The 13,637-nt window shown below is 54.1% G+C and carries 6 protein-coding genes; all 6 read right to left on the reverse strand.

Features of this window, described 5'->3' with window-relative positions; translation table 11 throughout:
- Positions 1-2: 2 nt before the first annotated feature.
- The 6 genes from Q8902_14650 to Q8902_14675 all read right to left on the reverse strand — a co-directional run bounded on the left by Q8902_14650 (position 3) and on the right by Q8902_14675 (position 13,528).
- On the reverse strand, positions 3-1,823 hold the full coding sequence (locus tag Q8902_14650) for a POTRA domain-containing protein (GenBank protein MDP4200797.1): 1,821 nt from the start codon (positions 1,821-1,823) through the stop codon (positions 3-5).
- A complete protein-coding gene (locus tag Q8902_14655) occupies positions 1,820-3,556 on the reverse strand; it encodes a glycoside hydrolase family 57 protein (protein MDP4200798.1) in 1,737 nt (578 codons plus the stop codon). Before Q8902_14655 ends, Q8902_14650 begins: the two co-directional genes overlap by 4 nt.
- 117 nt (positions 3,557-3,673) lie before the next feature.
- Positions 3,674-5,779, reverse strand: coding sequence for an elongation factor G (gene fusA, locus Q8902_14660; protein MDP4200799.1), 2,106 nt, complete (start codon positions 5,777-5,779; stop codon positions 3,674-3,676).
- A gap of 171 nt (positions 5,780-5,950) precedes the next feature.
- On the reverse strand, positions 5,951-7,768 hold the full coding sequence (locus Q8902_14665; GenBank protein ID MDP4200800.1) for a T9SS type A sorting domain-containing protein: 1,818 nt from the start codon (positions 7,766-7,768) through the stop codon (positions 5,951-5,953).
- A gap of 21 nt (positions 7,769-7,789) precedes the next feature.
- The gene (locus Q8902_14670; GenBank protein MDP4200801.1) at positions 7,790-11,014 is read right to left on the reverse strand and encodes a hypothetical protein; all 3,225 of its coding nucleotides are present in this window, start codon (positions 11,012-11,014) and stop codon (positions 7,790-7,792) included.
- A 711-nt stretch (positions 11,015-11,725) separates the two neighbouring features.
- The gene (locus Q8902_14675) at positions 11,726-13,528 is read right to left on the reverse strand and encodes a response regulator (GenBank protein ID MDP4200802.1); all 1,803 of its coding nucleotides are present in this window, start codon (positions 13,526-13,528) and stop codon (positions 11,726-11,728) included.
- Positions 13,529-13,637 lie beyond the last annotated feature (109 nt).

Consider the following 13,637-nt stretch of genomic DNA (forward strand, 5'->3'; position numbering starts at 1 on the left):
CTTTAGAATTGCTTTACCAGTCCGAAATGAAACTTCGCCTGATCGATCGGCTCCCCGCGCGCAAGTCCGATGGAAACAGCAAGCACACCAAGCGGACTTTCCACCTGCGCGCCAATGCCGTAACTCAGCAGGTACCGGGCCTGTTCCGCCGGTGCGGCATTCGTCGAGTCTTTCGCCGTTAATCCGCCATCGCAGAAGACATCGAAGAACGATAATCGGCCGGTCATGAATCGCAATTCAGTGTTCGCATAGGCATACCGGGAGGCGAGTAGTTCTTCCTCTCGGTAACCTCGTATCGTGAATAACCCACCGATTCGGAACAGATTGCCCGCATCCAGCGCCGCTCCCTGAGCGGAGACACTTCGAGCGTGCAAGCCGATTGCGCCGACGATGGTCGAGGAAAACATCGCTTGATAGCCGCTCGCATCCAGCAAGATTGTACGAATTCCGGCCACCGTGGGCGTTGCAGAGTCGAGGGTGCTCGCCGGACCGTAAATCGATTTAAGACCATAACTCGCTCCAAGAAGTCCAGACACTCCGGATCTGGGAGCAATCCCATTGTCCCGCGTATCGATCGACGCCGAAAGTCCAGTCGTGATCGTCCGACTGTCATACGTTGTGAATGGCAAGTCTGGCTGATCGTTCGGAATGACTCGTTCAATGGAAAGCTGACCAATGAGTCCAATATCTGGTGTAAAGGCAAGAATGAGATCGCCACGACCTTCGGTCCGCGTGAAGGTCGAATCCTGCTGCCGCTGGAGAAACCCGAACTGCACATTTAATGGATATCCAAACAGCCACGGTTCGAGGTAATGGATTTCGAGGGTTTGCGATTGCTGCGTTCGATGATCATAGGTGAGAGATGCGCTCCGACCTGTGCCAGAGATATTCCGGAAGCTCAGATCCGCAAGACCGCTGATAAAGCCGGATTCTGTCGTGTTCCGCGGCGGCGTATAGCCAAGCACACCATCAATGGCGCTCGTGCTCGCTTCCTTTACATGAAGCACAACGGCGACAGTGGAATCCCCAGTCAGGTACAACTCCGGCTCCGAAATGGATTCGAAAAACCCCAGCCGCTCGACTCGAGCTCGCGACGATGCGAGCGCCACCGAATTATAGTAACTCCCGGGTGTCAATCGTAATTCTCGCACAATCACTTGCGGATCGGTTGTCTCATTTCCCGTAATTACGATCTTTCCTATCCTGGCTCGCGGGCCCTCAGTAACCGCAAGTTTAATGTCCAGCGTGCCCATACGAGTGGCGGAATCAAACGATGGTGTTACCGACGCGATCTGCACGTGCGCCAAGGGATAGCCACGCGCTTCATACATCGTGAGAATGCCATCGATATCCGATTTCAGCACCGCATTATCGAGCCGCGAACCGGCAACAGTCGACATCGAAGCGAGCAACGCACTCGTAGGCAGCAGGGTGACTCCCGTGAATGCCACTGAGCGGACGCGATACTCGAATCCTTCCGTTATCAGAAATATGAGTTGGTATCCCTGTCCGGAATCCGCCGGATTCGCAAGAGCGACTTGAAACGAATCGATACCAGCATGGAAGTATCCTTCATGCATATAGAGCCGCAAAATTCGCTCTTCGATCTGTTGCGCTGCGAGTAACAACTCCGATCGACCGGTAAAATCGAGCTTCAGTGGGTTCTCGGGGAGTTCGGCAATTGCAGCGGTCAGTCGGGCGGCGGGAAGGCGATCGTTGCCTCGAAAAACGACTTTAGTGATCGGATACCCGAATAATGGCACCGCGAGCGAAAGCGCCCAGAATGTGAGCGCGGTAATCACTAAGCAATGACTGCGTTTCATCCATTGCTCCGCGACATCGCTGGAGAATGATCGTCTGGATGTTCCGTTGGCTCCGGCGCTCCAATCTCATCCACCTGAACTGGGATCGGAAGAAACAGGGACTCCGGCACCATCAGATCGAGATGCGCATAGACCGACCTTAAATGGGTCCGAAACAGCTCATCGAAAATATTCTTTTGCGGGCTGTGATGCTCATCGCCATACCACCAGCACCAATCACTACCTTCGGCAATCAGCAGTTCCTCGTGTGCGCGCTCGAGATTGGCCACTGCAAGCTGTTTGGCCGAACCCTTCAGATGCACCACCCGACGCTTGGCATCGTCGTATGCTTCCCTCGCTGCACTCAATAGATCCCAGGCTAGGTTATCCTCAGGATGTCCGATCCAAATGCGAAAATTCGCATTGATCCACGATCCCGCAACAACATGATCCAGAAGCGGTAGATTTGACGCACCAGCTTCCCGAAGGGCCCCGCTGAAGGTCATCGGCTGAATCCAGGCATGCGTGGAGAGCACCGAGTACAGCTCGTCCAGAAATTCATAGCCGTTATTTTGATAATACTCCCAGCAATTCTCGCCGTCGAGTATGACGGGGATGCAGGCCGTCCGAAGAATCTCCATGCCATAGGATGCAACGAGCGTCGAGCGGATCTCGGTAATCTTTTGCGCAAAATCCTGCGCGGCATCCGTGGCATTCCACGACTGGTAATTAAAGCCAATATCATCGGAAAGCCCGCGATCGCGAAAAAACAGTGAGATGGAACCGCTCGGCGTAGATACTCGCCATGGGAAGAACTTTGCGTGCTTCGGGTCAACCTCGATCGCGCCAATTCGAAATGATTCTGCCCCCAGCGATTGTGCCAGAACAGCTTCATCACTCGCCGCCCACTGAAATCCGCTTTTTCGAATCAACGTGAGGGCAGCATCGGAAATGCTTCCTTCGCTGGGCCAGACGCCACGCGGAGCAGCACCAAAGCGCGACGCAAAGAACTCGCGAGCCCGTCTTAATTGCAGTTCCGCTTCCTCGGGAGCTTCGAATCGTTGGTGCGGTAGCGAAACGTGCGGCTGGGGCTCACGGGCAATATCGGTGTCAATGAGCAGCGGAAGTATCGGATGGTAGAACGGCGTGGTCGTGAGTTCGACAGCCCCGCCATCACTCAGCGTTTGATGAAGCGGGATAATACGCCGCACATTTTCGATCTGTGCCGCCATCAGCGCTTGCTTATCATCTTCACTATAGACACGGTCCTTGGCGACAAGGCTTGCATATGGCTCTGATTGACGCGCCATTTCACCGGTCCACGCCAACGAATAGTGGACGGCGAGATCGCGAAAGTCCTGCTCGACAAACTTCGCTGGCGCAGACTGCGCAAGATCGTAGAGTTCACGATAGCGTGCGGAGCGGTCGATCAGCGTAGACTGATTTGCCAAAAAGAAATTGTCAATCATCTCTGTTCGCTCAGCGGGCGAGAGTGCGCTGGCCGGCTTCGTCATCAAATCAATGACCGGATCGAATGCCTCACCGCTCAGATATTCTTCGATCTGTTTCAGGAGCGAGGGAACGAGATTGATGGTGGCCCGCATCTTTGGATGCCGCTCGAGATGTTGCGCCATCTCCAGGTAATCCTTGGTCGCATGAAGCCACGCCCACGGCATGAGAAAGCGCGCTCCAGCCCGGTAGTAGGGCTGGTGCTGATGCCAAAGAAGGCAAAGTTTGATAGGTGGAATGATCACGTGTGATCTTTGCAGGGCAGAATCACTTCATGCGATGATTCATTGATTGTCTCGATCTCCCGCATGAGACCAATGGGACCCATGCCTCGCATGGAATCCCATTGAGTCGATATCCCTCTACTCCACTTCCGCCACATGATGCTTGGCGGCTTCGGCAACAATCTTCTCGGCAACATCACGCGGAGCTTCCTCGTAATGGCTAAAGGATTGCTTGTGCTGCGCCCGGCCCTGCGTTAGTGAGCGAAGCCGCGTTGAATAATGATAGAGTTCAGCCAGCGGCACCTGTGCTCGAATAACCTCTAATCCGTCGGTGGAGTCCATGCCAATGATCTTGCCACGACGCGAAGAAATGTCACCCATCACGTCGCCCATGTGATCGCCCGGCACGGCCACTTCCACATCGCAAATTGGCTCGAGCAGAACCGGCCTGGCGGACAAGAACGCCTCTTTGAACGCCATCTTGCCAGCAGTTTTGAATGCATTCTCATTCGAATCGACTGGATGTTCTTTACCATCATAGAGCGTCACGGCAAGATCGACGACCGGATACCCGGCCAGCGGACCTGTTTTGAGAAATTCGTGAATGCCCTTATCGACTGCCGGAATATGTTTGCCGGAAATTACTCCGCCGACAATCGCATCGATAAACTCGTATCCTTCGCCTCGCTTGCGTGGCTGAAGCTTGATCGCAACCTCGCCGAATTGTCCGGCCCCGCCTGATTGCTTTTTGTGACGATAGCGCGTATCCGCCGGAGACTTGATCGTTTCACGAAACGGAATCCGAGGCTCGACGATCTCGACATCCACTTTGTAGCGTTCGCGGAGTCGCTTGACAGCAATATCCAAATGGAGTTCGCCCTGCCCTTCGATCAGCATTTGATGAAGTTCGGGGTCCAAACGAACGATGAACGTCGGATCTTCCTCGTGCAGCGTGTGCATGCCCAGCGCGACTTTCTCCTCGTCCCCCTTATTCTTTGCCTGCACCGCGCTCGTGATGACCGGCGCGGGAAAGTCGATCGGCGTGAGCACGACCGGGAAACTCTTCGATGATAGCGTATTATTGGTATGCGTATCTTTCAGCTTAACGGCTGCAGCAATATCGCCACACGGGACCGAGGTCATTTCCTTGCGGTTCTTACCACTCATCACAAACAATTGCGCGATGCGCTCGGTCTTACCGTTCGACTCGTTAACGAGATCGGTACCCGGATGTAACTCGCCATGAAACACACGGAAGAACGAGAGATCGCCGAGGTGAGTCTCGCTGACCGTCTTGAATACAAAGAGCGTGGTCGCATCTTTAGGAGCCGTATTGAGGCTTACCTCCTTTTTCGTATCCGGATTGACGCCATGAACATCAGCAATGTGCTCCTCTGGTGCCGGGGCATTTGCTATAATAAAATCCAGCACGCGCCGCGTGCCGATATTTTTTTCCGCAGATGCACAAAGAACCGGAAAGAGTCTGCGATGCGCGAGTGACGCCTTCAGCCCCTGTGATAGATGTGACTCCTCCAACTTTCCATCGTTCGCAAAAAACTCTTCCATCAGCGCGTCGTCGCTCTCTGCGACGATCTCGACCAACTCACGATGCAGTTCGTCGGCGCGAGCTTGCACCGAGGCAGGGATTGCCGATTCGGTATATGTGCCATCGGCGGCGAACTTCAGCGCCTTCATCTTGACGATATCGATAATTGTGCTAAAGCCTTCACCCGGGTCCAGTGGAAATTGGGCAACGGCTACTTCATGCCCGAAGCGGCTTTTCAATTGCGCGACAGTATCGTCAAAATGGCTCTCGATGTGATCGAGTTTATTGGCGATGAAGATAACGGAATTCTGATCGTGCGCGCAAAATTGCCATATGGTTGCCGTGCCGGCCTCGACTCCATGCTGGGCATCGACGACCATCAGAGCGGTGTCGGCCACATGCAGTGCTGCGCGGACTTCACCGACGAAATCGGCATAACCCGGCGAGTCTAATAGATTGAGTTTGGTGTCGTTTGGGGAGGAACCGGAGGTCAGGGAGATGAGGGAGGTATTTATGGAATGCTTTCGAGCAATCTCATCGGGGTGATAATCCGAGAGCGTGCTTCCTTCTAGTATCGTGCCGCGGCGGTTTGTCAGCCCCGCGGCGAATGCAATGCCCTCAGCCAGCGTCGTCTTCCCCGAGCCGGCATGACCGACGAGGGCAAGATTTCTGATATGAGCGCCATTGGTAATTCCCATGGCTTAATCTCCTTTCAATTGTGGTGTTACATAAAGACTCTGCGTGAGCGCATGAGCGCGATTGCATTTGGAGTGCAATTCAAAGACGCGATGTGACACGCCATCTCTTATAAGTTACTACAAACTTAAAAAATGCCCGTAAAATGACAATGCGGAAATTCCATTAGGCAACTATCGCTCGATAGAGAGCGTGCGGGTTTGTGCATTGCCATTGGATGAACACCGGAGATAGTAGATGCCAGATGGGAGCGGTGCAACATCGAGTGCCAGGTCGTTCGAGCATTCGCCGCGAAGACGCTCGGTGCCGAGTGCATCATAGAGCCGGTACTCGATAGAAGAACCCGCTTCGCCAGCAAAAGTTACGGCGACCTCACTCTGCGCGGGATTCGGTACGACGCTCACGATGCGGAACAGAATCGAATCCGCCATGAGCTGCCGCAAGGTGTTGTCGCCGCAGCCTTGGATTGCAATTGTAACGGAATCTCCGCCGCCGAGCGCGAGTGTGGCGCAGCCGGCGCGGGTGGGTGGGCCGATGAAGTGGATGCTGTCTAATACAAATTGTGCTGAGGTGTTTTCGGACACGAGTGTGCGAAAAAATAGCTGCGCGATGTGGCCGTCCATCGTGCTGTCTCTGCGCTTGAAGACAAGCCGCAAGTAACCCTCCGAACTACTGGAATCGAATAGCAGCCAATTAGGTGAAGACTGAATTTGCACAAGCTCCGACGACATTGTATCATAGCGCATCCGAAACGAGATAGTATCATAGCCCGGCACAAGCTGAGACAACCCGGCATCCAACCGCACCGTGTCCCCGCCACGAATGCGCACACCATTCACTGATAGCTGCACATTCGCCACTTCGAGCGAATCGAGATTGAGCATCCAAAGATGATAAGTGAAAGGCGGAAAATTCAGGCCCGTTGAGTCCGTCGATGCCATAAATATCTTGCTGCCGTTCACCCAAGACCTGCGTCCGAAGATCAGTGGCTGACTGACCGGACCTCCAGTATATCGCCACGTGTTGCCCTGGTCAGTGGAAAGATAGCAGCCCTTCTTTATTTGGACGAAAAGATGGCAAAAATCCCCGCGAATACAGCCGGTACTCATTACGTGAAACGCATCGGGTGTGGCCTCCTTTTGAGGAAATGGGACCTCTCTCCAAGTGTCCCATGCGTCGTCGCTCACAAAAACCGCTGCACTAAGGTCCGTGATAGCGAACTGTGTGCCGGTGCCTTTGACCGCAAGTGGCTGCCAGCACTCGCTGTCCATAGCAATCGAACGCCAGTTATGTCCGCCGTCCGTCGTGCGCGACCAATGAGTCGTCCCAGGCGCAAAACCCGCATATTGGGACGTCGCTACTCCTAAATTTCCATTGGCGAACTCATAGCCTGCATGATAATCGTCCATGACGTGTGTCCATGTCGTACCCTCGTCCCAGGACGTGAATTGGTATTGCGTGCCGTGGGCATTTGTGAACAGCCCACCACTACTGCTGTCGAACGCAACGGATCCACACAGAAAAGGATCGGGCAGATTTCCGTTGCCGATTCTCTGCCACTTATCACCACCGTTGGTCGTTTTGAATATCCCGTAGCCATCCGCAAGCCATCCTATAAGGCTATCCTTGAATACGATGTCCCGAATGTCAAATTGTTGGGCGGTCGTGCCGAGATCACCGTTGTAAAGCCCCTTCCACGTTGTACCTCCGTCTGTCGTCTTATATAAGATCGGCTGGGTCCATGTATAGAAGGCGGATGCGGCGAAACCGATTTCGGGATGGCCTTGATTGTTTAGAAAGTAAATGGCGCCAAAATCGCCTCCATCGAGGAGCTTCTTCCACTGCCCATCACAGTTGCGTGGAAAGACGAATTGCACGAATTGCATCAATACAAAAGCGAAAGGCATCCAGCCCCTCTTCGTGAGGAGCTGGGCGCTGTTAAGTAAATTGCCATCGACTCTTAAGAACCGATTGAACTCTCTCTTCGACATGATGAAATAGTTAATCGATTCTTACGGTCTTGCGCAGACCTTGAAGAAGAATGGCAAATCGGCATCCGTGCAAATATGGGCCGAACCGCTCCCCGAGTAGGTCCGCACGATGAACATCGTATATGGTGCTGCGGAGATAAGGTGTGAGGCTGTCGCGTAGCCGCATGTCCCCACCGCAACGGTGGAATCGGCGTCGTCATTGATTGTGACCGTAACAGATCCATGAGCGAACTGCTGTAGCCCGCGAGCATCTGGAAGCTGCGTACTCGGCCGCACGACATAGACGCCCGCCGACGGGTTCGTGACGTATGCTACACCGAAATCGTCGTTTACGAGGCCACCCGCGCTGACATCACCCCACGCAAGGATCGTATTATCGTTGTAGGTAGCGCCGTAGATTGGGTATCTTCCTGGAGTCCCGAGAACGACGTGGGAATTGTCGTTCTGATCGAACACGACGGAGTGCCCGTCATACGACCATTCGCCGGCATTGGACGTGCCACCGACAGCCGAACCATTTCCGATAGCGAAAATTGGTGCATCCATAGCCGTGCCGCCGTGGGCGTAGTCGAGCCGCGATTGATATGCAACGCTACCGGCCGGTACGTTGTAAGCGCCAATGACGGTTTGCGCATAGCTTTGGGCCGTGAGGTGGTCCCCCGCGGGGATCGCAGCCATTACGCCCGTGGAGTTAATCACGTTGCTATCGCCCGCGCCTATGAAGGCAGAGCCGAGCCCATTGGCAAGGGCGGTCGTGAGACTCAGGTTCGCCGAGTTTCCCCGACCAGCCACGATCGCATTTTCGCTACCGCCAATGAGCCTATTGCTGTCCCCAGCGCCAATGAAATCGCCATCGTCCTCACTTCGATTATTTTGGCCTGCCCCGATAAAGGAGTACGCTTCATCGATTGTATCAAAGACACCCGCGACGATTGCTGAAGCGAAGGCCGGATCCGCAGCGAAATCCACTCCAGCCCCATCTATGATATTGTTCTCTCCCGCGCCAATGAAGTTCGAGCGCCCCAGAGACGAGTTGATCGTAGAGATTGTATTATTGTGGCCCGCGATAATTGCTGAAAAGCGATAATAATTCTGGATCCAGTTATCTTGTCCGCCTCCGATGAACGAGTATCCGGATGCATAATCAATAGCGTTGTTCTTCCCACCAGTGATCGAGGCATAAACTGATGCTATGCTGTTATGTCCGCCGCCTCCGATCATCGAATACGGATTGTATTCATAGATAGCATTGGAGCTCCCGCCGGCAATGACTGAGTGTTCGGAGCCTACAAAGATACTATTCGTGTCGCCCCCGGCAATTACACAGTCACCACTAGCGATTATATTCTGCTCACCGGAAACGATACTAGAATTATAACTTCCCTGCGAGAGAGAGTTCGTAGTTCCTGCTCCAATAAAGCTGTTATCGCTTCCCTGCGCGATCGAATTCGCATTACCCGCTCCGATGAATGCTGCCGGGCTGCCTGCCGCGTGAGTTGCATCGGCACCAAGGATGCGATTGCTAAATCCGCTCGTGATGGCCGAGTATGGACTGGCGGAGTCGATCTTGTTTTGGTATCCAGTCGCGATCAGTGAGTTGATGCTTCCGTTGGCAATCGTATTGAATTCACCCGCGATAATCGCAGCACCATTCGCTGCGACGGAGTCATTCGCGCCAGAACCGACGAACGAGCTGGCTCCAGTGGTGGCATTCGAGCGTCCGGCGACGATACCGGATGCGTCGGCATACGCGACGTTGCCGATGCCGTTGATCCCTCCCGTCGTACCGGCAACCACTGCGGCATTCAGGCCGTAGACGCGGTTGAGGGTGCCTCCTCCAATGAACGAGGAGCCGCCCGTCGGTCCGATGGAGTCGTAGTTACCCGCTCCAATGAATGCGTTAGTTGCGGTGCTATCGATCCAGCCGTGATACCCCGCTGCGATGGCTGCCATGTTGCCAAGATTGCGGTTGGCCATACCTGCGCCAATGAACGCTTTCGAGCCATAAGCATAGTTGGAGTCTCCCGCGACGATGCCCGAGTGTCCCCACCTCGTGGCGGTATTCACATGTCCCGCCCCAATGAAGGAGTTTGGCGCTGAATCATCGACATGGTTCGAATCGCCACCGGCGATTGATGCGGATGCGCCATTTAGCAAATTGTTCGCTCCGCCAAGTATTGCGCCATCCGCATTGGGCCATCCATCAACAATATTATGATGTCCTCCAACGACTATGCCGCCGTTTGAAGTTACCTTGTTCGAGTCCCCTCCTCCTATGAAGCCCAGCGGCCCCGTTCCCGAGATATGATTACCCAGACCTCCGACAACTGATCCAAAATTCGCATCTACGTGGTTGGCTTGTCCACCGCCAATGAACGATGTATCCCCGATGATCACGTTTGTATCGCCGCCAGCAATTGCATCATAATTCCCCCATGCCTTATTGTTCGCGCCTCCCCCTACAAAATCGTGACCATTGGTCTCAGGAGCTCCGAGTGGTCGGTCCCACGCCTCATTATTTGTGCCACCGACAACCGAGTTCGTGCTTGCGGGATTACTCGGTCCGAAGGTGCCGTCGTCTGTGTTCGGCGAGACGGCTGGTTGGTACCCGATAAAGCTCGCCTGCGGATGTCCGATGGTGAGGCTCGATGTTGCCGAGTCGTATCTGAGCGAGAGATCATCCGCCGAATGGAGATTGAGGATGCTCCCATGTCCGGTGAGCCGGTAGCCATCCACGTTGATCCCGGCAATATAATCAGTCGCCAGCTTTGCGGCCGTAACCGCGCCATCGGCAAGTTTCGCTGTGGTAACCGCATTATCGGCGACGTTCAACGCATAAGCGGACGCCGTGACTTGCGCCAGTGGCCTCATTTCAGTACCGCCATCAATAGCTACGCCGAGCCAAAGTGGGCGGTCGAGCGCCTGGGTTTCGGGCAATGGATTGTCCGGCGTCCCAAGCTGGACGCTAAAGACACCATCCGGACCGACCGTGACCATCATGGTTCGTTGCCAAAGTCTCGCCGTGCCGTTTTCATCGGCATAGAGCGAGATTGTAAGTAACCTGTCTCCTATAATGGGAGCCGCCTCCTTTCCGTTCACATCCGTTGGACGCAAGACGCCCTGATACGAGAGCGTGCGTGGTGTCGTGGCGATCGAAGGATGCCCCGGCTGGGCATGAATCCCTCTGACCGCAAGGATACTAAGTAGCAGCATGGCTGCAACGAGTTTGGTCTTAGAATGTCCCATGTGATGTCTTGGTTAGTTTTCAGAAACTAACTGGACTCACGCGGACTTAAAGCCTACGCTCGAAGCTTCACGTGAGCCAGTAAACGAGGATCGTGAGCGGCTTAGAGTATTCTTGGGACGAGCAACGCAATTGCTCGTCCCATTTTTTATCAAATCGGAGAAGTTCTCGGGGAGCGGTGGCTCGGAAGGAGTGTCTCGGTGCGAGTGCCTCGGAACGAGTCAGGGAACGGGAGACCCGGCGAAATGAAATCAGCCGCGGAATATTGTTTTGGCACATCCAGTCCCGAATGAATCGAGGACCGGAGATACCTCGCCAATATTCCTGCACAAAAGTAACACATTGCCAGTGACGGTACAAGCAATTTGGCTCTCGCTCCCATTATATCTTTGAAGAATTCTTCGCTTGGCGTGTCTCATTATCGGCCAGTTGCGTCATTTTAGGACGGACGAATCTCAGCGACGGACACTGCCCCCTGGGAACTGAAGGAACACGGCGTTGTTAGCGGAAATGCCTGCAGGGTCGTTGACAGGCACCAATTGCTCATTGAAAGATAAGGCATTTCGAATCGCGGGTGTGAGCTAGGCATTCATTAAATGACAACTCAAAAGAGAGAATTCATTCATGAATGAAATCGAGGCAAATGGCTAAATTGGCTCAGAAACGGCAGTGATTATGAATATGAAATTCAAAAAACAAAATCGCGGCATGACCTACGCTTCCATCATCAGATGGTCCAGAGCAGAGCGCAAATCACGAAAACTCACAGGTTTGACCAGGTGCGCATGGAATCCTGCCTGAAGCGAACGACGGATATCCTCCGGCATCCCAAAGCCGCTCATCGCGATTCCACGGGTCGGACGAAGCGCGCTTAACTGGGTGAAAAGTTCAATGCCATTGCCATCGGGCAGACTAATATCGCTGATCAGAATCTCGCACGGATACGTCTTGGCAATCTCGAGCGCCGCCTGTGCGGAATGTGCCGCCAGCACTCGATACCCGGCACGCTCCAGAAGTACCTGCAAGGCGCGACTGGTGTCTTCGTTGTCTTCGACTAATAAGACCTTGAGTTGCGGAGAATTCTCATGCACTGCAGATGGCAATTCGGACGTGCGTCCTATGCTTCGTGTTGGACGTGACTCCCCCGTGACCGGTGGAAATTCGAGTGTGAAGGTAGTACCCTTTTCATTTCCTGCACTGGCGACCGTGATTTTGCCACCATGCTGCTCGACGAGCGCCTTGCTGATTGCGAGTCCAAGTCCAAGCCCACCGAATCGCCGCGTGATGCTGTTATCACCCTGGTCGAAGGCATTAAAGACGCGATCGATGTAAGAGGGTGGAATGCCGATGCCGGTATCTGTTACGTTACACCGAAATCCGCCATCCGGAGTGCTCTCGGTCCGGATTTCAATGTTGCCACCTTCGGGCGTGAATTTGATGGCATTCTTGATGAGATTCCAGAGCACCTGTTTTAGTCGCGCCGGGTCGGCATCCACCTGCGCGTTGGATGCTTCGAGAGAAAGCATCAGTTCAAGGTTTTTCGCATGAATTCCATCCATGCACATTGCTGCGGTTTCCTCGATGGCCCGGTGCGCATCCGTGAGTTCAAGATGAAGCGGGAGTTTGCCTTTGGAGATCCGCGTAAGATCCAACAGATCATCAATCAGGCGTGCCTCGAGTTCAATGTTGCGCCCAATCGTAGCAACCCATCCCTTCGCATCGGCTGGCAGCGTGGGATCTTCCATGAACATCTGAACGATCGCAAGCGCCGGGGTGAGGGGCGTTCGCAACTCATGGCTGAGTACCGCCAGGAACTGGTCCTTGGCCTGACTCGCCATTTCTGCGCTTTCTTTCGCGACCCGCAAGGCATCGTTCATTTGACGCAATTCTCTGGTTCGCTCGATCACTCGAAGCTCGAGATTCTCATTGAGACGCCGCATCTCTTCGGTCTTGGCTTCTAACTCATGATATAGTGCCCCAAGCACTTTATTGGTCTTTGCCAATTCTTCGTTGGTCTCTCGCAGAAGCTTTGCCCGCTCCCGGACCTCTGATGCCATCCTCTCGATCTCGAGCGTCTTTCGGTGCAGATCGACAAAAACCGCGATTTTGGCGCGCAGTATTTCCGGCTCGAATGGTTTGAATAGATAATCAACGGCCCCCAGCGAATAGCCGCGAAAGACGTTATTATCGCTTGTGCTGACCGCCGTCAGGAAAATAATGGGAGTATGCTCGCGTCCCGGCTTTGACCGAATCAGCGAAGCAGTCTCGAAACCGTCCATACCCGGCATCTGGACATCGAGCAGGATCACAGCAAAATCATACTGGAGTACCGCCCGAAGTGCCTCAGGGCCACTCATGGCACGCACTAATTCGAGCGGCCCATGCAATTCAGGCCCGGCACGAAGGGATGCTTCGAGGACCAATAGGTTTTCCGGCCGATCGTCCACCAGCAAAATCCGTATCGGCGGATTCGGTGCGCCATAGATGAGCTGGCCGGGTTGATCCGTTTCGGGCATGTGTGTTTCTTATCGTGTATGGCGCATTCGGTAAATATGTGGCAACCATGATGCCACAGATGAAGGGCTATTGCTCTTGTCTAGCCCAAGATCATCCGAATGCATGTAT

The organism is Bacteroidota bacterium (assembly GCA_030706745.1).
In the GTDB taxonomy this organism is placed as follows: domain Bacteria; phylum Bacteroidota; class Ignavibacteria; order Palsa-1295; family Palsa-1295; genus PALSA-1295.